Source organism: Streptomyces sp. UG1, from assembly GCF_049974585.1.
Classification (GTDB): Bacteria; Actinomycetota; Actinomycetes; order Streptomycetales; family Streptomycetaceae; genus Streptomyces.
On sequence record NZ_JBNGGG010000018.1, the window covers coordinates 158,239 to 177,913 of the forward strand.

Below are 19,675 nucleotides of genomic sequence, written 5' to 3' on the forward strand. Positions count from 1 at the left end.
GGCCGGGCTGAGCCATGTTGCGGCCGCACCGACGGCTGACCGATAGCGCCCGATTGATACCTACTCACGGGTAGCTTTGATCGATCATCGCTCATTTGTTACGTAAAGATTTCATCTGAGAGCAAGTTCTGGCACTCCGTGCCTTGCTAGATGACACGCCGTGCCATACGTTGAAGGAGTCCGGGCGGCCGGCGTGCAGAGACCTTTCGTACGCCGGCTGTCCCCGCAAGCCCTTCCCGGGGCCTGCGCGCCCGGGCGCCTGCGTCACAGGCAACCTCCCGCGCCACAAAGCGCTGCCGAACAGCACCACCAGCCGAACCGACGGCAATCACCACAAACCCTCAGCAGCACCGACGTAACCCTCAGCACCCCTCCCTCAGGGTGCGTATCGCCGGAGGCAACACCGTGACCGTGAAGGACATTCTGGACGCCATCCAGTCGCCGGACTCGACGCCGGCCGACTTCGCCGCTCTGCCGCTCCCCGAGTCGTACCGCGCGATCACCGTGCACAAGGACGAGACGGAGATGTTCGCGGGGCTCGAGACCCGCGACAAGGACCCGCGCAAGTCGATCCACCTGGACGATGTGCCCGTGCCCGAACTGGGCCCGGGCGAGGCCCTGGTGGCCGTCATGGCCTCCTCGGTCAACTACAACTCGGTGTGGACCTCGATCTTCGAGCCGCTGTCCACCTTCGGGTTCCTGGAGCGCTACGGCCGCACCAGCGAGCTGGCCAAGCGCCATGACCTGCCGTACCACATCATCGGCTCCGACCTCGCGGGCGTCGTCCTGCGCACCGGCCCGGGCGTCAACTCCTGGAAGCCCGGGGACGAGGTCGTCGCACACTGTCTGTCCGTCGAGCTGGAGTCCAGCGACGGCCACAACGACACCATGCTCGACCCCGAGCAGCGCATCTGGGGCTTCGAGACCAACTTCGGCGGCCTCGCCGAGATCGCGCTCGTGAAGTCCAACCAGCTGATGCCGAAGCCCGGCCACCTCAGCTGGGAGGAGGCCGCGGCTCCGGGTCTGGTCAACTCCACCGCGTACCGCCAGCTGGTCTCCCGCAACGGCGCCGGCATGAAGCAGGGCGACAACGTCCTGATCTGGGGCGCGAGCGGTGGCCTCGGCTCGTACGCCACCCAGTTCGCACTGGCCGGTGGCGCCAACCCCATCTGCGTGGTGAGCAGCCCCCAGAAGGCGGACATCTGCCGCTCGATGGGCGCCGAGGCGATCATCGACCGCAACGCCGAGGGCTACAGGTTCTGGAAGGACGAGCACACCCAGGACCCGAAGGAGTGGAAGCGCTTCGGCAAGCGTATCCGCGAGCTGACCGGCGGCGAGGACATCGACATCGTCTTCGAGCACCCCGGACGCGAGACCTTCGGCGCCTCCGTGTTCGTCACCCGCAAGGGCGGCACCATCACCACCTGCGCCTCGACCTCGGGCTACATGCACGAGTACGACAACCGCTACCTGTGGATGTCCCTGAAGCGGATCATCGGCTCGCACTTCGCCAACTACCGCGAGGCCTGGGAGGCCAACCGGCTCATCGCGAAGGGCAAGATCCACCCGACGCTGTCGAAGGTCTACTCCCTGGAGGAGACCGGCCAGGCCGCGTTCGACGTGCACCGCAACCTCCACCAGGGCAAGGTCGGCGTGCTCTGCCTGGCCCCCGAGGAGGGCCTGGGCGTGCGCGACGAGGAGATGCGCGCCAAGCACGTCGACGCCATCAACCGCTTCCGCAACATCTGAGAGCAGTCGAGGTCATCAATGACTGAGCGTCAGCCTGCCGAAGGCAAGCGGGAGAAGGACCGGCCGTGGCTCATGCGCACGTATGCCGGACACTCCACGGCCGAGGCGTCCAACGAGCTGTACCGGCGCAACCTCGCCAAGGGCCAGACCGGCCTGTCGGTCGCGTTCGACCTGCCGACGCAGACCGGCTACGACTCCGACCACATCCTCGCCCGCGGCGAGGTCGGCCGGGTCGGCGTGCCGGTCGCGCACCTCGGTGACATGCGCCGGCTGTTCCAGGACATCCCCCTGGAGCAGATGAACACCTCGATGACGATCAACGCCACCGCCATGTGGCTGCTGGCGCTCTACCAGGTCGTCGCGGAGGAGCAGGGCGCGGACATCACCAAGCTCCAGGGCACGACCCAGAACGACATCGTCAAGGAGTACCTGTCGCGGGGGACCCATGTCTTCCCGCCGGGGCCCTCACTCCGGCTGACGACGGACATGATCGCGTACACGGTCTCCCACATCCCGAAGTGGAACCCGATCAACATCTGCAGCTACCACCTGCAGGAGGCGGGCGCCACGCCGGTCCAGGAGATCGCGTACGCGATGTCCACCGCGATAGCGGTTCTCGATGCCGTACGCGACTCGGGGCAGGTTCCCGCCGAGAAGTTCGGGGACGTCGTGGCCCGTATCTCCTTCTTCGTGAACGCGGGCGTCCGCTTCATCGAGGAGATGTGCAAGATGCGGGCGTTCGGGCGGATCTGGGACCAGGTCACGCGCGAGCGCTACGGCATCGAGAACCCCAAGCAGCGCCGCTTCCGGTACGGCGTCCAGGTCAACTCCCTCGGTCTGACCGAGGCGCAGCCGGAGAACAACGTCCAGCGAATCGTCCTCGAGATGCTGGCCGTGACCCTGTCGAAGGACGCACGCGCGCGTGCCGTGCAGCTGCCGGCCTGGAACGAGGCGCTGGGTCTGCCCCGGCCCTGGGACCAGCAGTGGAGCCTGCGCATCCAGCAGGTGCTCGCCCACGAGAGCGATCTGCTCGAGTACGAGGACATCTTCGCGGGCTCGCATGTCATCGAGGCGGAGGTGAGCAGGCTCGTCGAGGAGTCCCTCGCCGAGATCGAGCGGATCCAGGAGATGGGCGGCGCGATGGCCGCCGTGGAGTCGGGCTACCTGAAGTCGCAGCTCGTCTCCTCGCACGCCGAGCGCCGCGCTCGTATTGAGTCCGGTCAAGAGAAGATCGTGGGCGTCAACATCTTCGAGACGACCGAGCCCAATCCACTCACGGCCGACCTCGATACAGCCATCCAGACGGTCGATCCGGCTGTCGAGGCCCGCGTCATCGCCTCGCTCCAGCGCTGGCGCGACTCGCGCTACCAGCCGCCCTTCAACCACCCGCGCCCGTGCAAGGCGCTGGAGCGGCTGAAGGAGGCCGCCAAGGGCACCGACAACCTCATGGAGGCCACCCTGGAGTGCGCCCGCGCCGGGGTGACGACCGGCGAGTGGGCCGGGGCGCTGCGCGAGGTGTTCGGCGAGTTCCGGGCGCCGACGGGGGTCTCCTCCGCTCCGGTGGCCGTCCCGGCCGAGGAGGGCGGCGCGCTGTCCCAGGTGCGCCGCAAGGTGGAGCTGACGGCGGGTGACCTGGGCGTGGGCAAGCTGCGCTTCCTGGTCGGCAAGCCCGGTCTGGACGGGCACTCCAACGGGGCCGAGCAGATCGCCGTGCGGGCACGTGACGCCGGGTTCGAGGTGGTCTACCAGGGCATCCGGCTGACGCCGGAGCAGATCGTGGACGCGGCCCTTGCGGAGGACGTGCACGCGGTCGGCCTGTCCATCCTCTCCGGCTCGCACGCACAGCTCGTGCCGGACGTGCTGGAAAGGCTCCGTGTGGCCGGTGCCACAGATATACCCGTGATCGCCGGTGGCATCATCCCGAATGGTGACGCCGAGCAGCTCAGGGCCGCCGGAGTGGCCGCCGTCTTCACCCCGAAGGACTTCGACATCACCGGAATCATCGGCCGCATCGTCGACGAGATCCGGAAAGCGAACAAGCTCGACCCCCTGGAGGTCCCCGCATGACCACGGTCAACCGCCTTCGCCCCCGGCGTTCCTGCCTGGCGGTACCGGGCTCGAACCCCCGCTTCCTGGAGAAGGCTCAGGGCCTCCCGGCGGACCAGGTCTTCCTCGACCTGGAGGACGCCTGTGCCCCGCTCGCCAAGCCCGAGGCGCGGCACACCATCGTCAAGTTCCTCAACGAGGGTGACTGGACGGGCAAGACGAGGGTCGTGCGTGTCAACGACTGGACGACCGAGTGGACGTACCGCGACGTGGTCACGGTCGTGGAGGGCGCCGGCCAGAACCTCGACTGCATCATGCTGCCGAAGGTGCAGACGGCCGAGCAGATCGTCGCCCTCGACCTCCTCCTCACCCAGATCGAGAAGACGATGGGCTTCGAGGTCGGCAAGATCGGCATCGAGGCGCAGATCGAGAACGCCCAGGGCCTGAACAACGTCAACGAGATCGCGACGGCGTCCCAGCGCGTCGAGACGATCATCTTCGGCCCGGCCGACTTCATGGCGTCGATCAACATGAAGTCCCTGGTCGTGGGTGAGCAGCCGCCCGGCTACCCGGCGGACGCCTACCACTACATCCTGATGAAGATCCTGATGGCCGCCCGCGCCAACAACCTCCAGGCGATCGACGGCCCCTACCTGCAGATCCGCAACATCGACGGCTACCGCGAGGTCGCCCAGCGCGCCGCGGCGCTCGGCTTCGACGGCAAGTGGGTGCTGCACCCGGGCCAGGTCGAGGCGTCCAACGAGATCTTCTCGCCCTCGCAGGAGGACTACGACCACGCCGAGCTGATCCTGGACGCGTACGACTACTACACGTCCGAGGCGGGCGGCAAGAAGGGCTCCGCGATGCTCGGCGACGAGATGATCGACGAGGCCAGCCGCAAGATGGCGCTGGTCATCTCGGGCAAGGGCCGCGCGGCCGGCATGCAGCGCACCAGCAAGTTCGAGATCCCGGAGGCCTGAGCGCGATGCAGTTCGGACGCACCTACGAGGAGTTCGAGGTCGGGGCGACATACAAGCACTGGCCGGGCAAGACGGTCACCGAGTACGACGACCACCTGTTCTGTCTCCTCACCATGAACCACCACCCGCTCCACATGGACGTCAACTATGCGGAGAAGACGACGGACTTCGGCAAGAACGTCGTCGTCGGGAACTACATCTACTCGCTGCTGCTCGGCATGTCCGTGCCGGACATCTCCGGCAAGGCGATCGCCAACCTGGAGATCGAGTCGCTCAAGCACGTGGCGCCGACCTTCCACGGCGACACGATCTACGGCGAGACGACCGTGCTCGACAAGTGGCCGTCGAAGTCGAAGAACGACCGCGGCATCGTCTACGTGGAGACCAAGGGCTACAAGCAGGACGGCACGCTGGTGTGCGTGTTCCGCCGCAAGGTGATGGTGCCGACCGAGACGTACATCAAGGAGCGCGGCGGCGAGCAGCCGGGCCGCCCCGAGCTGAAGGAACAGGGGAAGTAACGATGGCCCGCCTCGCCCAGACCGCCGGTCTGACGGAGATCCAGCAGGAGATCCTCTCCACCGTCCGGGACTTTGTCGACAAGGAGATCATCCCGGTCGCGACCGAGCTGGAGCACCGCGACGAGTACCCGCAGCAGATCGTCGACGGCCTGAAGGAACTGGGCCTGTTCGGTCTGATGATCCCCGAGGAGTACGGCGGCCTGGGCGAGTCCCTTCTGACGTACGCCCTGTGTGTCGAGGAGATCGCCCGCGGCTGGATGTCGGTTTCCGGCATCATCAACACCCACTTCATCGTGGCGTACATGCTCAAGCAGCACGGCACGCAGGAGCAGAAGGACCACTTCCTGCCGAAGATGGCGGCCGGCGACATCCGCGGCGCCTTCTCGATGTCCGAGCCGGGCCTGGGCTCGGATGTGTCGGCCATCACGTCGAAGGCGGTCAAGGACGGCGAGGAGTACGTCCTGAACGGCCAGAAGATGTGGCTCACCAACGGCGGGACGTCAAGTCTGGTCGCCGTGCTCGTCCGAAGTGACGAAGGACACCCCGAGGGCACGGCGCCCCACAAGTCGATGACGACCTTCCTGGTCGAGAAGGAGCCCGGCTTCGGGGAGGTCCGCCCCGGCCTCACCATCCCGGGCAAGATCGACAAGATGGGCTACAAGGGCGTCGACACGACCGAGCTCATCATGGACGGCCTGCGAATTCCGGCCAATCGGGTGCTGGGCGGCGTCACCGGCCGCGGCTTCTACCAGATGATGGACGGCGTCGAAGTCGGGCGCGTCAATGTGGCGGCGCGTGGCTGTGGTGTCGCTCAGCGTGCCTTCGAGCTCGGTGTCCAGTACGCCCAGCAGCGTCACACCTTCGGCAAGGCGATCGCCCAGCACCAGGCCATCCAGTTCAAGCTGGCCGAGATGGCTACCAAGGTCGAGGCCGCGCATGCGATGATGGTGAACGCGGCACGCAAAAAGGACTCCGGTGAACGAAACGACCTTGAGGCCGGTATGGCGAAGTACCTCGCCTCCGAGTACTGCAAGGAGGTCGTGGAGGACGCCTTCCGGATCCACGGCGGCTACGGCTTCTCCAAGGAGTACGAGATCGAGCGCCTCTACCGTGAGGCTCCGATGCTGCTGATCGGTGAAGGTACTGCCGAGATCCAAAAAATGATCATCGGTCGTCGGTTGCTCGAAGAGTATCGGTTCCAGGGCTGATTGTCCGGATACGGGGTGTTTTCTTGGAGAAGAAGATCACACCCCGTCAGCACTCTTCGGCCGCCGACTCGGCTTCCTGGCTTGCCCAGTTGTGGCCCGCGACCGGTACGATCCCGGGAAAGCCGCCGTCCCCTGATACCGCGCGGCATCATCCGCTACGAAGGTCATCCATGCCCCACAGCCAAACCTCTGCACCACGCGACAGCCAGGTCGGCGGCGTACGCCTCGCGCGCGGAGCATCGCCGTGGCTTCTCCCGACCGTCGCCACCGCAGCCGTCAGCCTGCTGCGCGCACGCCGCTCCGGCGTCGCCAAGGCCGTCGCCGTGCCTGCCACCGCTCTCGCGGCGGGCATGCTGTGGTTCTTCCGCGACCCCGAGCGCGAGATCGCCCCGGGCCGGGTCATCTCGCCCGCCGACGGTGTGGTGCAGAGCATCATGCCGTGGAAGGACGGCCGCACCCGCGTCGCGATCTTCATGAGCCCGCTGAACGTCCACGTCAACCGTGCGCCGCTCTCCGGCACGGTCGCCTCCGTGGAGCACATCCCGGGCGGGTTCGTTCCGGCGTTCAACAAGGAGAGCGAGAACAACGAGCGCGTTGTCTGGCATTTCGACACCGAACTCGGCGACATCGAGATGATCCAGATCGCCGGCGCGGTGGCCCGTCGCATCGTCCCGTACATCCCGCAGGGCACGAAGGTCGAGCAGGGCGACCGTATCGGTCTGATCCGCTTCGGCTCGCGTGTCGACATCTACCTGCCCGAGGGCGTGGAGGTCGCGGTCGAGGTCGGGCAGAAGACCGTGGCTGGGGTGACTCGCATTGACCGTGATTGATCCTGAGACCCAGCCGGGCTGGGTGCCGGAGGCGGACGAGGTCGACGAAGAGGAGGAGATGCCTCTCTCTCTGCGCCTGTCGATAGCGGACACCCTCACTCTCGGCAACGCCACGTGCGGCTTCATGGCGGTGTACTTCACCACCACCGGCATCCTGATCCCGCACCTCACCGGCAGCGAGGAGACCGGCATGGCCCGCCACAGCGCGGCCACGGCGGTCATCCTGATGCTGTGCGCGGCGGTCTTCGACCTGTTCGACGGCCTGGTCGCGAGGAAGCTCCGCTCCTCCCCGATGGGTGCGGAGCTGGACAACCTCTCCGACCTGATCAGCTTCGGCCTGGCGCCGGCGTACTTCGTCCTGGTCTACGGCATGGTCGCCAACGACGCGCACCAGCGGGTGGCGGCGGTCGGCGCGATCGTGGTGCTGCTGGCGGTCGTACTACGGCTCGCGAGATTCTCGTGCGTGTCGGTCCCGAACGGCATGTTCCAGGGCATGCCCTCGCCGTTCGGGGCGTTGACGGTGGTCTCGATCGTGCTGCTCGAACTGCCGTTCGTGGCGACGCTGCTGGCGATTCTGGGCACGGCCTGGCTGATGGTGAGCCGCGTCGAGTACCCGAAGCCGCGGGGTCGGCTGGCCGTGGCGATGCTGGCCTGGATCGTCATGTCGATGGGCCTGCTGGCCGCGTGGGCCTTCGACGCCCCCAGCGGACAGCTCCTGCTCCAGACCGGCTGTGCGCTGCAGCTTGTGATGGGCGCGGTGATCCCGCTGTTCGCCACGGCTCGCCGGGTGAACAACTTCCGCGACAACCGGCGTGAGGCGCGGGCGGCGCAGCTGCCATAGCGAAGCCATAGCGGGGATCGAACCATTCAGGGGCCCGGACCTTAAGGTCCGGGCCCCTGTCGTATGGCCTTTGGCCTTCGCGTACGACCCGGCTCGGCCACAATGGCGGTTGGGGTGCCGGAGGGGGTGAGGGCAGGCGTCGTGCGGGTCGCGGGACGGGCGGTGCCGGTACCGAGCCTGCCGCAACGGGTGCTCCTGGCCCGCCTCGCGCTGCGGCCGCAGCGGGTCGTGCCGGTGGCGAGCTGGTCGACTCCCTGTGGGACGAGGAGCCGCCGCGGGGCGCGGTGGGCAATCTGCACAGCTACGTCTCCAAGCTGCGGCGTCTGCTGGGCGGCGACCGGATCGGGCGGGAGCCCGCCGGATACCGGCTGCGGGTGGCGGCCGAGCAGGTCGACATCGGCCGGGTGGAGCGGCACGTGACCGCCGCGCGGGCCGCGGCTTCGAGCTGGCGCAGGTCACAGCCGCCCTGGAGGCGCACAGGGCCGTGCCGGTGGTGGGGCCCGGTGGGGTCGGCAAGACGCGGCTGGTGACGGAGTGGCTGGGCCGGGGCCGTCAGGACGAGCCCGTGCACCTCGTCGAGCTCGCCGGGACGGGCAAGCCCGGCGAGACCGCCGGTGCGGTGGCCACCGTGCAACCGGGCGCCGCGCAGGCCGGTACGCACCTCCCCGCACGAACAGGCGTAGCGCACCCCCGGCACGATCAGGCGTAGAGCAAGTCGCCGGCAAGGGCCCCGGCAAGCGGCCCCCGGCGCCGTGGAGCCATGACGGCAACCACCGAACCCGACGCGACCGCACCGCGACCCGCCCGCGGCCCTGCGCCGCGCCCACGAGGTGCTCGTGGACGGCGGCATCATGGTCGCCGTCGAGCCGTGGTCCACGGACCGGCTCGAGGACGGCATCGGCAACCCGACCGTGCGGATTGCCTACGCCTCCTCCGCCACGCTGTGCACCCCGGGCTCGCCGGCCCAGCCCGGCGGGTTCGGCCTCGGTACCCAGGGAGGCCCCGCCGAGCGCCTCGACCTGCTCGCCGAGGCGGGCTTCAGCGAGGTGACGCCGGCCGCGGACACCGGGTTCAACCTGGTGGTCGCCGGGGTCAAGTGACGGCATACGGGAGCGATGCCACACCGACGGGCGGGCCGGGACGGTCCGCCCACCGGTGTCCACCCGGTGTCACGCACCCGGCGTGTACGCCTGCGCGACCTGCGCCGCCTCGGCCTCCCGCACGACCTTCATGCCGCCCATGACGGACTTGTCCGGCTGCAGGATGACGCTCTGCTTCGAGGACGGGGATTTCGGGTCGGTGAAGTTCTGCGGGATGCCGAAGCCGTTGTCGAAGGAGTCGAGGGTGAGGAGCGCCTTGTCGACGCCCTCGCGGGTGAGGTCCTTGCTCTCGCAGGCCTTCTTCAGGGCCTCGCCGAAGACGGAGGCAGCCGTCCAGCCGGCGACGATGCCGTTGTCGAGGGCGTCGTTCGGGTAGGCCTTCTGATAGTCCGCGACCAGCTTCTTCGCCTCCGGGGTGTGGGCGCCGATCGGCAGTGACGGCGAGGACACGTAGTAGTTGTTCATCAGGGCCGGGCCCGCCTGGGTGGCGAGCAGTTGCGGGGCGAAGGCGGAGTTGTTGCCGATGATCGGCACATTGAACTTCCCGGCCGCCGCGACCCCGACGAACGAGGCCGCCTGGCGCGGTCCGGCGCTGATCACGACGGCCTTGACGCCGGCCTGCTTCAGGGCGGCGACCTGCGCGGTCATGTCGTTGTCGGTCGGCTTGATCTTCTGCTCGACGACGGTGAGTCCGGACTCCTGCGCCATGTGCTTGGATCCGGCCAGGGCGTTCTCGCCGTAGTCGCCCTCGAAGTAGACGTGGCCGATCTTGTCGCCCTTCTTGATGCCCTTCTCCTTGATCAAGAAGTCGATCGCATTGATCGTCTCAATGTCATAGGTGGATCCGATGACGCGGATGTACGGGCTGCCCAGCAGGCTGGCGGCCCAGGCCTGCGGCAGCACGAGACCCTTGTCCTGGCCGTCCACGCGCTGCTTGACGGCGGCCACGAACGGCGAGCCTATGAACTGGGCGAAGCCCAGCACCTTCGGCTCCAGCTCCGTGTATCCGGAGACGGCCTTCTGCGGGTCGTAGCCGTGGTCGCGGATGGTGAGGGCCAGCTGGTAGCCGCAGATGCCGCCGGCCGCGTTGGTCTGCTTCACATACAGCTGCTGGGCCTGGGTGACGCTCTTGCCGAGGGTGGCGTACACGCCGGTCATGTCCGTGAGGACGCCGAGGTTGATGGTCTTGCCGGAGATGCCGTCGCCGGTCTTCACCCCGCCGGCGCCCGCCTTGTCGGCATCGTCGTCCTTTGCCTTGGAGCTGCACCCCGCCAGCACGAGCAGGGCTGCCAGTGCCCCGGCGGCCACCCGCGCCGCATGTGTCGAACTCATCGTTCCTCCCCTGGATCGGTGCTGACGCGACGCCGGGCGGCCACCCTGACCAGGCCGCCCGGCAGGAAGAGCACCACCGCCACGACGGCGGCGCCGTACAGATACCGGGCCGCCTCGCCCGGTGCGACCCCGCCCGTGCCGGGGGCGGAGACCAGCGGCAGCGCGTCGCTGTAGCGGGTCAGCAGCTGCGGCAGCAGGGACACGAACACCGCCCCGACCACCGCGCCCGCGACCGAGCCGAGCCCGCCGATGACGATCATGGCGAGGTACTCCAGCGACAGCACCACGCCGAAGTAGTCGGGCACCGTCCGCTGGAAGACCAGCGCGAGCAGCACCCCTGCCAGACCCGCGTACATCGACGACAGGACGAAGACGGCGGCCCGGTAGCGGGCGACGGGAACGCCCATCACCCCGGCCGCGATCCGGTGGTCCCGGATGGCGTTCATGGCCCGGCCGGGACGGCCGCGCAGCACTCCGCGCGCGAACAGCGCGCAGCCCACGAGCAGCACCAGGCCCGCGTACCAGAGCTTCTCGGCGGAGCCGAACGGCACGGCGGCGACGACGAGTTCGCTGTCGTCGAAGGTGAGGCCGAAAAGGTTCAGCGGCGGGACGTCGCGGCCGTTGGAACCGCCGGTGAGGTCGTGCGCGTTGAACATCACGTGCTGGCCGATGAAGACGAGCGCGAGCGTGGCGATGCCCAGGTAGGCACCGCTCAGCCGCCCTGCGATCGGGCTGAACAGCCCGCCCGCGACACCGGCGACGAGCACCGCGAGGACGGCCGCGAGCCACGTCGGCAGCCCGAGCCCGGACAGCCCGTCGCCGCCGTCACCCGCGAAGACGCAGTAGCCGTAGGCCCCGACGGCGAGGAAGAAGGCGTGCCCCATGGAGAGCTGTCCGGTGGCGCCGGTGAGGAGGTTGAGGCCGATCGCGCCGATGGCGGCGGCCATCGCGAACAGCCCCGCCTGCAGCCAGAAGCGGTCCAGGTAGAAGGGCAGGGCGAGGAGCAGGACCGCACCGGCGGTCCATACATACGTCCGCGTGCGCAACAGCCGTACCGGCTTGACCAGGGCCTCAGACACGGGCGAGCTCCTTCGTGCCGAACAGCCCCGCGGGCCGGATGAGCAGGATCACGACCATCACCAGATAGGGCGCGAGGTCGCCGAGGCCGCGGCCGAGGAAGGTCAGGTCGCTCTGGTAGCCGGTGGCGAGCGATTCGGTGATCCCGACGAGCAGCCCGCCGACGAGCGCGCCCGTGGTCGAGTCCAGGCCGCCGAGGATCGCCGCCGGGAACGCCTTCAGCGCGGCGAGCGAGGTGGCCCGCTCCAGACCCGGCGTCGGGAAGACGGTGAGGAACAGCGCGGCGACGGCGGCCAGCCCGCCCGCGACCGCCCAGGCGCCCAGCGACACCCGCCCGAGCCGTACGCCCATCAGCGCCGCCGTCTCCGCGTTCTCGGCGGCGGCGCGCATCGCGACGCCCCAGGACGTGTAGCGGAAGGCCAGCAGGAAGGCGGTGATCAGCAGGGCCGCGGCGACGAAGGCGGCGATCCGCGTGTGGGCGAGGGAGACCGGCCCGACGGTGAGCACGGCGTCGCCCCACGGGTCGCCGAGCGCCAGCACGTCCGTGCCGATACGGCGGGTCAGTTCGGTGGTGAGCAGGATGTCGACGCCGATGGTGACGATGGCGAGGACGCTGTGGTCGGAGCCGCGGTAGCGCCGCATGACGAGGAACTCCACCGCCGCCCCCACGACCGCCGCGCCCGCGATCCCGGCGGCCAGCGCGGGCCAGAAACCGATGTCGTCGTGGAGGGTCGCGGTGACATAGCCGCCCGCCAGCAGCAGGGAGGCGTGGGCGAAGTTGACGACCTCGGTGGCCCGGAAGATGACGACGAAGCCGAGTGCGATGAGGGCGTAGACGGAGCCCAGCGAGACGCCGTTGAGGAGGAGTTCGGCGAGGGTGCTCATGCGTCCTCGGCCTCCTCCCCGTCGGTGCGCTCGCCCAGGTACGCCCGTACGACCGCCGGATCGTTCTGTACGTCCGCGGGGGCGCCGTCCGCGATCAGGCGCCCGAAGTCGAGTACGGTCACCGCGTCCGCGAGCCGCATCACCACCCCCATGTCGTGTTCGACCAGCACGATCGAGATACCGAGGCTGTCGCGGACCCCCGCGACCACCGCGGCCGTACGGCGCCGTTCGGCGGCGGTCATGCCCGCGACCGGTTCGTCGAGGAGCAGCAGGCGGGGCTCCATGCACAGGGCGCGGGCGAGTTCGGCGAGCTTCTGCAGGCCGTACGGCAGTGAGCCGGCCGGATGGCCGAGGTACTTCTCCAGGCCGACGAACGCGGCGATCTCCCGCACGCGTGCGCGGTGTCGGCGGTCCTCGCGCGCCGCCGACGGCAGCCGCAGCCCGGCGGACAGGAAGCCGGCGCGGGTGAGCCGGTGCCGGCCGAGCAGCAGGCTGTCCTCGACGGTGGCGTGCGGCGGCAGGGCGAGGTTCTGGAAGATGCGGGCGACGCCGAGGGCGGCGATGCGGTGCGGGGGCAGGCCGGTCAGTTCGTGGTCGCCGAAGCGGACGCTGCCACAGGCGGCGCGCACGACGCCGGACAGGACGTTGAAGCAGGTGGACTTGCCGGCGCCGTTGGGGCCGATGAGAGCGTGCACGGTGCCGGGGCGCACGGTGAAGCCGACGGAGTCCAGCGCGGTCAGGCCCGCGAAACGGACGGTGAGGCCGGTGACCTCCAGGGGCGGGACGCCGGTCATCGTCACGCCTCCCATCTGGTCAGCGTGGGGTGTGTGGTGCGGGCCTGTGAGGCGTCGGCTGCCGCGTCCTCGTCGACGACGCCGAGGTAGCGGCGGCGTACCTCGTCGGAGGCGGCGAGTTCGTCCGCCGGTCCGGACAGGGTCACCTCGCCGACTTCCAGGACGTAGGCGTGGGAGGCGAGGCGCAGGGCGAGGGCGGCGTTCTGCTCGACGAGGAGGACGGAGGTGCCCTGCTCGTTGATCTCACGGACGGTGGCGGCGATCCGGTCGGCCACCAGGGGTGCCAGGCCGAGGGAGGGTTCGTCGAGGAGGAGCACCTTCGGGGCGGCCATGAGGGCGCGGCCGACGGCGAGCATCTGCTGCTCGCCGCCCGAGAGGAGTCCGGCGCGCTGCTGGGCGCGTTCGGCGAGGACGGGGAACAGGTCGTGCACGCGGCGCAGGGCGCGGGCCCGTGCCGCGCGGCCGCCGGGGGCGCCGAGCGCTCCGGCGCGCAGATTGTCGGCGACCGTCATCCGGGCGAACACCCGCCGCCCCTCCGGGACGTGGCAGACCCCGGCGGCCACCACCCGGTCCGGGGGGAGCCGGTCGAGCGGGCGGCCGCCGAGGCCGATCGTGCCGCCGGTGACCGCGCCCCCGTGGAAGGAGAGGGTGCGGGAGATCGCCCGCAGCAGCGTCGACTTGCCGGCGCCGTTGGCGCCGAGGACCGTGACCACGGCCGACTCGGGCACCTCCATCGACACCTGGCGCAGTGCGCGCACGGGGCCGTATCCGACCGACAGGTCCCGGACGAGCAGCGCGGATCCGCCCATCGCACCCCCTTCGTCCTCGTTCGGTGTGGCGTCACCTCAGCACCGTGCGGGGCGCCCGTCCACGGCGGACGGCCGAAACGTGGCGGGTGACCAGCGCGCGCGGCCGGCGATTGTGCACGAGCACAACACCGCGTGTCAGGGGCCTGTCCGCGGCGGGTCGGTGGTGGCATCCTCCGGGCCATGGGTGGGCGCAGACCGCGAACCGGTCATGACTGGAAACTGCTCACGGAGGCCTGTACGGCTCTGCTGGAGCGGGTGCCCGAGCTGGTGGACGAGCATCTGCGCAGGCTCGCCGAGCACTCGCGGGTGTACGGGCAGGTCCTGCCGTACGACCTCCACTGGCGGGAGTCGGAGGAAGCGATGCGCATCGGCATCGAGACGATCTCCGCCCCTCGCGACTCACCGCGCCGCGATCTGGCGTACGCGGAGGAGGCCGGGCGGCGCCGGGCCCAGCAGGGGCTGCCGCTGGAGCTCCTGGCGCACGCCTACCGCAGCGCCGGCTACCTGGTGTGGGACGCGCTGCTGGAGGGTGCGGCCGAACGGGAGTCCGAGCGGCTCGGGGCGCTGGTGCGGTCCGCGACGATCGTGTGGGCGGCGGTGGACGCCCAGGTGCAGGCGGCGTCGGACGCGTACCGGGCGACGGAGATGGAGCTGCGGCGGCGCACCGACGAGCAGCTTCAGGCGCTGCTCGACGCGCTGCTGGAGGGGCAGCGGTCGCCGGGGCTGGCCGCGCGGGCGGCGGCGGGGCTCGATCTTCCCGAGCACGGGTCGTACGCGGTGGTGGTGCTGCGGGCGGAGCGGCGGGACGGACGGGAAGGGCGCGAGGGACGTGAGGAGACGTTTCACCGCCCTGTGCGGGGCGCGGGGTTCCGTTTCGTGTGGCGGATGCGGACCGACTGCGAGGTGGGGCTGGTCGCGCTGGACGCCGCAGCCGGGGCCGACGCCGGTGCCGGTCTCGACCGGCTGGCGGAGCTGCTGGACGCGCGGGGCGCGGGGCCGGGAGGTATCAGTCCCGTCGTTTCGGGGCTCGCCGAGCTGGGGCGGGCCCGGCGGCTGGCCGAGCTGGCGTTGCGGACATGTCCGCCGGATGCGACGCGGGTGGTCCGCTTCGACCGGCGGATGCCGACCGCGCTGGTGGTCAGCCAGCCGGAGCTGGCGGCGCGGTTGGTGGCGGACGTGTTCGGCGCTCTGCTGGAACTCGAGCCGGCCGACCGGGCCGTGCTCCTGGAGACCCTCGACGTCTGGCTGGCCTGCGAGGGCTCCGCGGGGCGCGCCGCGAGCCGCCTGTACTGCCACCGGAACACGGTCTTCAACCGGCTGCGCCGTTTGGAGCAGCTGACGTCGAGGTCGCTGGCGCGGCCACGGGATCTGATCGAGATGACGCTGGCACTGGACGCATATCGTCTGTCGCCCCCGCCCCCGCCCCCGCCGCCCCTGCCCGTCCCGTCCTCCAGGGGCTCCGCCCCCTAGACCCCGGCGGGGCACCCCCACCGGGGCTGCCGCCCCGGACCCCGCTTCGGCCCTCAACGGGCCTCGTCCTCAGACGCCGGACGGGCTGGATGACGCCGACCGGCGCTGAGAAGCCGGCCTCAGCTCAGGAAATCCCGCGCGATCCGCTCCGCCGACCGCTCCAGGATCGGCCCCGCATCCGCGATGCACTTCGCCACGTCCGGCTCGATCTCCGTCAGCGGATACGCCCGCCGGATCCCGGCCCGGCCCAGTGCCTCGGGCGGCAGTGCGAGGCGGCCGCACACCGCGACGACCTCCTTGCCGGCCGTGCGGGCCGCGGCGGCGACGCCCGCGGGGGCCTTGCCGTGCAGGGTCTGCTCGTCCAGGGAGCCCTCGCCGGTGATGACGAGGTCGGCGCGCTCCAGGGCGGGTGCGAAGCCCAGGACGTCGAGCATGACCTCGATGCCGGGGCGGAAGCGGGCGCCGAGGAGGAGGGCGCCGTAGCCGATGCCGCCCGCGGCGCCCGCGCCCGGCGCGGCGGCGTGCTCGGCGGCCTTCGGCCCGAACGACGCCTCCAGCACCTTCGCGAAGTGCCCGAGCGCCGCGTCCAGCCTCTCCACGTCGTCCGGCGAGGCGCCCTTCTGCGGGCCGTACACCGCCGGTGCGCCCTTCGGACCGGTCAGCGGGTTGTCGACGTCGCTGGCGAGGACCAGGTCGACCGCGGCCAGCCTCGGGTCCAGGCCCGTCAGGTCGGCCGTGGCCAGGTCGCCCAGGCCGCCGCCGCCCGGCGCCACCGGCTCCCCGTCGGCGTCCAGGAAGCGCGCGCCCAGCGCGGTCAGCATCCCGGCGCCGCCGTCGGTCGTGGCGCTGCCGCCCACGCCGAACACGATCGTGCGGGCACCGGCGTCCAGCGCGGCCCGCAGCAGTTCCCCGGAGCCGTAGGTGGACGCGGTGAGCGGGGCGAAGACGCCCGTCGGCAGCCGCTGGAGGCCGCTCGCCTCCGCCATCTCCACGACCGCGGTGTCACCGCGCAGCGCGAACGCCGCCGTCACCTCGTCCCCGAGAGGCCCGGCGACCCGCACTTCCCGCCGCCCGAACCCGGCCGCGACCGCCGCGTCCACGGTCCCGTCGCCGCCGTCGGCCACGGGCATGGCCGCCACCTCGATGCCCGGCACGACCCGGCGCAGACCGGCCGTCACCCGCTCGGCGACCTGTACGGCCGTGAGCGAGCCCTTGAACTTGTCCGCGGCGATGAGCACGCGCTGTGTCACCTGTTATCCCCTTGCTCTCCGGGCCTCGCGCACGTCAAGGCCAGTCGCGCCGCTGCGACCTTAACCGGAGGAGGCCCGTGGCGTCATGCCTGCCCGGAGGCTGAGAACGCCCTGCGCGCCCGCTGTGCGTACCGGGCGAACCCCGAGCGGACACCCCCGGAATTGGGTAAACCGGTCCTATGACCCCTGTGGGCACTGAGCCAGAGCTCGCCGACCGCGTCCTCGGGGGCTGGCTGGGCCGGATCGCGGGCAACATGCTCGGCAAGCCGGTCGAGCAGGGCGACCTGTGGACGCGGGACCGGATCGATCAGTATCTGCGGCAGGCCGCCGCCCTGCCCCTCACCGACTATCTCCCCGAGCCGCCGAGCGAGGGCGACGGCTTCGAGCTGCGCCCGGAGTGGCGCCAGTGCGTGCGCGGCCGGATCCACGGGAGCTGCCGCGACGACGACGTCGACTACGCCATCCTCGGCCTGGACCTGCTGGAGAGCCACGGCTTCGGCTTCAGCACCGAGCAGGTCGGCGACCTGTGGCTGCTGCGGCTGCCGTATCTGCAGACCTTCACGGCGGAGCGGGCCGCGTACCGCAACCTCGCGAACGGTCTGAAGCCGCCGCTGACCGCGACGTACGACAATCCGTACCAGGAGTGGATCGGCGCCCTGATCCGCGCCGACATCTACGGCTGGACCTGCCCGGGCGCCCCGAGCCGCGCCGCCTCCCTCGCCCGCCGGGACGCGGTGTTGTCGCACACCGGCAACGGCGTTTACGGGGCAATGTGGGCGGCGGCGCTGATCGCGGCGGCGTTCACCGCGCCCACCGTGCGGCACGCGGTGGAGCAGGCCCTGGCCGTCATCCCGGCGAGCAGCCGGCTCGCCCGTACCGTGCGGCGGGTCGTCTCCCTCCACGACACGCGGATGACCTGGGAGGACACACTCACCACGGTCGCCGAGGAGACCGCCGGGCTCGGCTGGATCCACACCATCCCGAACGCCGCCGTACTCACCGCGGGGCTTCTGTACGGCGACGGCGACTTCACCCGCACCATCACGCTGACCGTCCGCGGCGGCCTGGACACCGACTCCAACGGGGCGACGGCCGGCTCGGTGGCGGGCGTGCTGACCGGGGCGGACGCGATTCCGACGCAGTGGAAGGAGCCGCTGGAGGACACGGTCCGCAGCGCGGTGTTCGGCTTCGACGGGGTACGGATCAGCGAACTGGCCGAGCGGACGGTGCAGCTGGCGGAGGCGGAGGTCTAGCCGGGCGAGCTGGTTACCCTTCCCCAAAGGGCATCCCCTAGCCGGCTTCCCCCATCGATCCGCCCCGGCCTCCGCCCGCGTCGCCGATCAACAGGTCGCCGCCCCGCTCGTCGCCTGCGACCTCCAGCGTGACCGTCATCCGGTGCGTCGCGGTGCTCGCCCGCTCGCCCTTGGCATCCGCAGAGACCACGAACGCCTTCACCCCGCCGCCGGCCGAGGCCGTACGGCGCAGTTCGGTCCCCAGATCGAGCACGATCTCCCGGACGGGGAACCGTCCACGTCCCGCTGAGTGGCAGCCAGGCCGCTGCGCACTGCCCTGATGGCCTGGGACAGTTCCGTCGGCTCCAACTCCACAGCTCCCCTGATCGTTGCGGTGGCACCGTCAGCCTGCCGGGCCCTCCCGGGATGCGGAAGGCGGACCGTGGTCAGGACCACCACTCGGGGACAGGTCCCTCACTCCAGATGATCATTAAACAGATTCATACAAAGCGATCGGAACAGTGCGTCGGAGACATTCAGGAAGAAATGCGCATCGGGGACTCCCCGCGATAGAATCGCGGAAGCATTGCAACACTCTCGGCACCACCGGCCCATGCATGGCTGGCCCCGCAGCCACGCTCCGGCCCTCCGCCCAGGGACGACACACTGCGTTCGTCACGGACCGTTTCCCGTCCCGACCCTGCGACGCCTGCCGAGCGCCCCAGCAACTCACCGACTGCAGCCGCGGCCGCTGTCGCCCTCCGTCCGATCCCCGCACTGGCCATCCAGACCGGGGGCGCCGTCGCCGCTTCGATAGCCGCACACCACGCAGGGCTGACAGCCGTCGAGGATGTACGCCTTGCCAAGGAGATCACTGATGGCGTTGACCGCTGCGGAGATCGCCGACATTCGGCGCTACGCCCAGAAACTGGCCGACCAGGCTCCCCCACTCACCCCCAAGCAGCGGGACCGCCTACAAGCCCTGCTCCCGCGCAAGCCGACCGAGTCGAAGCCGATCGCCGCCTAGAAGCGGCCCCACCAGGCCGGTGTTCCAGCACCAGACCGACAGGGGCCAGTCCATCCAGCACATGCCGAAGGCCCGGCTTCTCACTCGCTGATGTCGGATACCGCTGGTCGATCACCTGGAACAGGGCGGAGGCACCGTCCTCGGGCCGCGCGAGATGGCCAAGCTCGTCGATGATCAAAACCCTCGGACCGGCGAAGAACCGCATGCGAGTCTTCCAGCGTCTTTCGAGGGCGGCCTTGTGGCACTTGGCGGCGAATTCGCCGGCGGTGGTGAATGTAGACCCGGTGTCCGGCGTCGACCGCGGCCCGGCCGAGCGCGACGGACAGCATCGTCTTGCCGACCCCGGGTGGAGTGCGTATCAGTGACTTGGTGCGCTCGTTTATAAGGCAAACATCATCCCTGCAAAATCAGCGCGAACGGGCCAATTCACTGCGATCGCCACATGTTCACTACTGACCTTGTTGCCGTGATGTCGTCAAGGTGAGGCCGGTTTCCGCGAGGCATCCGTCGATGAGGTTGCTGCGGTA

19 protein-coding genes and 2 pseudogenes are annotated in these 19,675 nt (G+C 70.1%); 13 read left to right on the forward strand and 8 right to left on the reverse strand.

What is annotated here, in order from left to right; translation table 11 throughout:
• Window positions 1–405: 405 nt before the first annotated feature.
• The 10 genes from ccrA to ACP4J3_RS21560 all read left to right on the forward strand — a co-directional run bounded on the left by ccrA (window position 406) and on the right by ACP4J3_RS21560 (window position 9,272).
• Window positions 406–1,749, forward strand: coding sequence for a crotonyl-CoA carboxylase/reductase (ccrA, locus tag ACP4J3_RS21515; protein ID WP_426536793.1), 1,344 nt, complete (start codon window positions 406–408; stop codon window positions 1,747–1,749).
• 18 nt (window positions 1,750–1,767) lie between these two features.
• On the forward strand, window positions 1,768–3,816 hold the full coding sequence (locus ACP4J3_RS21520) for a protein meaA (RefSeq protein WP_426536795.1): 2,049 nt from the start codon (window positions 1,768–1,770) through the stop codon (window positions 3,814–3,816).
• Window positions 3,813–4,775: an HpcH/HpaI aldolase/citrate lyase family protein gene (locus ACP4J3_RS21525; protein ID WP_030948307.1), complete on the forward strand. Its 963-nt coding sequence runs from the start codon at window positions 3,813–3,815 to the stop codon at window positions 4,773–4,775. The genes ACP4J3_RS21520 and ACP4J3_RS21525 overlap by 4 nt, the downstream gene beginning before the upstream one ends.
• 5 nt (window positions 4,776–4,780) lie before the next feature.
• On the forward strand, window positions 4,781–5,293 hold the full coding sequence (locus tag ACP4J3_RS21530; protein WP_247465757.1) for a MaoC family dehydratase: 513 nt from the start codon (window positions 4,781–4,783) through the stop codon (window positions 5,291–5,293).
• A gap of 2 nt (window positions 5,294–5,295) precedes the next feature.
• Window positions 5,296–6,501 (forward strand): acyl-CoA dehydrogenase family protein, encoded by a 1,206-nt coding sequence (locus ACP4J3_RS21535; RefSeq protein WP_426536798.1) that lies wholly within the window; start codon window positions 5,296–5,298, stop codon window positions 6,499–6,501.
• A gap of 170 nt (window positions 6,502–6,671) precedes the next feature.
• Window positions 6,672–7,331 (forward strand): phosphatidylserine decarboxylase, encoded by a 660-nt coding sequence (locus ACP4J3_RS21540; protein WP_426536834.1) that lies wholly within the window; start codon window positions 6,672–6,674, stop codon window positions 7,329–7,331.
• 22 nt (window positions 7,332–7,353) lie between these two features.
• Window positions 7,354–8,172: a CDP-diacylglycerol--serine O-phosphatidyltransferase gene (gene pssA, locus ACP4J3_RS21545; protein ID WP_426536836.1), complete on the forward strand. Its 819-nt coding sequence runs from the start codon at window positions 7,354–7,356 to the stop codon at window positions 8,170–8,172.
• A 284-nt stretch (window positions 8,173–8,456) separates the two neighbouring features.
• Window positions 8,457–8,702 (forward strand): hypothetical protein, encoded by a 246-nt coding sequence (locus tag ACP4J3_RS21550; protein ID WP_426536800.1) that lies wholly within the window; start codon window positions 8,457–8,459, stop codon window positions 8,700–8,702.
• Window positions 8,699–8,881 (forward strand): hypothetical protein, encoded by a 183-nt coding sequence (locus ACP4J3_RS21555; RefSeq protein WP_426536802.1) that lies wholly within the window; start codon window positions 8,699–8,701, stop codon window positions 8,879–8,881. Before ACP4J3_RS21550 ends, ACP4J3_RS21555 begins: the two co-directional genes overlap by 4 nt.
• A gap of 127 nt (window positions 8,882–9,008) precedes the next feature.
• The gene (locus ACP4J3_RS21560; protein ID WP_426536804.1) at window positions 9,009–9,272 is read left to right on the forward strand and encodes a hypothetical protein; all 264 of its coding nucleotides are present in this window, start codon (window positions 9,009–9,011) and stop codon (window positions 9,270–9,272) included.
• A 69-nt stretch (window positions 9,273–9,341) separates the two neighbouring features.
• Here the strand turns inward: ACP4J3_RS21560 and ACP4J3_RS21565 are convergent, their stop codons facing one another.
• The 5 genes from ACP4J3_RS21565 to ACP4J3_RS21585 are packed head-to-tail and all read right to left on the reverse strand — an operon-like array spanning window position 9,342 to window position 14,169.
• Window positions 9,342–10,604, reverse strand: coding sequence for an ABC transporter substrate-binding protein (locus tag ACP4J3_RS21565; protein WP_426536806.1), 1,263 nt, complete (start codon window positions 10,602–10,604; stop codon window positions 9,342–9,344).
• On the reverse strand, window positions 10,601–11,683 hold the full coding sequence (locus tag ACP4J3_RS21570; protein WP_426536808.1) for a branched-chain amino acid ABC transporter permease: 1,083 nt from the start codon (window positions 11,681–11,683) through the stop codon (window positions 10,601–10,603). The genes ACP4J3_RS21565 and ACP4J3_RS21570 overlap by 4 nt, the downstream gene beginning before the upstream one ends.
• Window positions 11,676–12,566, reverse strand: a complete 891-nt coding sequence (locus tag ACP4J3_RS21575; protein WP_426536810.1) for a branched-chain amino acid ABC transporter permease — start codon at window positions 12,564–12,566, stop codon at window positions 11,676–11,678. The genes ACP4J3_RS21570 and ACP4J3_RS21575 overlap by 8 nt, the downstream gene beginning before the upstream one ends.
• Window positions 12,563–13,375, reverse strand: a complete 813-nt coding sequence (locus ACP4J3_RS21580; RefSeq protein WP_426536812.1) for an ABC transporter ATP-binding protein — start codon at window positions 13,373–13,375, stop codon at window positions 12,563–12,565. Before ACP4J3_RS21580 ends, ACP4J3_RS21575 begins: the two co-directional genes overlap by 4 nt.
• A complete protein-coding gene (locus tag ACP4J3_RS21585) occupies window positions 13,363–14,169 on the reverse strand; it encodes an ABC transporter ATP-binding protein (protein WP_426536814.1) in 807 nt (268 codons plus the stop codon). The genes ACP4J3_RS21580 and ACP4J3_RS21585 overlap by 13 nt, the downstream gene beginning before the upstream one ends.
• Window positions 14,170–14,349: 180 nt before the next feature.
• Between ACP4J3_RS21585 and ACP4J3_RS21590 the strand changes: the two genes are divergently transcribed.
• Window positions 14,350–15,639, forward strand: a complete 1,290-nt coding sequence (locus ACP4J3_RS21590) for a PucR family transcriptional regulator (RefSeq protein WP_426536816.1) — start codon at window positions 14,350–14,352, stop codon at window positions 15,637–15,639.
• 119 nt (window positions 15,640–15,758) lie between these two features.
• Here the strand turns inward: ACP4J3_RS21590 and ACP4J3_RS21595 are convergent, their stop codons facing one another.
• Window positions 15,759–16,877 carry a glycerate kinase gene (locus ACP4J3_RS21595; RefSeq protein WP_426536838.1) on the reverse strand — a complete coding sequence of 373 codons (1,119 nt, stop codon included), beginning with the start codon at window positions 16,875–16,877 and terminating at the stop codon, window positions 15,759–15,761.
• 191 nt (window positions 16,878–17,068) lie between these two features.
• On the opposite strand from ACP4J3_RS21595, the gene ACP4J3_RS21600 reads away from it, so the two are divergent.
• The gene (locus ACP4J3_RS21600; protein WP_426536818.1) at window positions 17,069–18,142 is read left to right on the forward strand and encodes an ADP-ribosylglycohydrolase family protein; all 1,074 of its coding nucleotides are present in this window, start codon (window positions 17,069–17,071) and stop codon (window positions 18,140–18,142) included.
• Between the two features lie 37 nt (window positions 18,143–18,179).
• On the opposite strand, the pseudogene ACP4J3_RS21605 reads toward ACP4J3_RS21600, so the two are convergent.
• Window positions 18,180–18,416: pseudogene (locus ACP4J3_RS21605) on the reverse strand (trypco2 family protein); the annotation flags it as partial.
• 582 nt (window positions 18,417–18,998) lie between these two features.
• Here ACP4J3_RS21605 and ACP4J3_RS21610 point away from each other — a divergent pair.
• Complete coding sequence (locus ACP4J3_RS21610) at window positions 18,999–19,148, forward strand: hypothetical protein (RefSeq protein WP_426536840.1); 150 nt, start codon at window positions 18,999–19,001, stop codon at window positions 19,146–19,148.
• Window positions 19,149–19,296: 148 nt separating this feature from the next.
• Here ACP4J3_RS21610 and ACP4J3_RS21615 read toward each other — a convergent pair.
• Window positions 19,297–19,353: pseudogene (locus ACP4J3_RS21615) on the reverse strand (hypothetical protein); the annotation flags it as partial.
• Window positions 19,354–19,675: the final 322 nt, after the last annotated feature.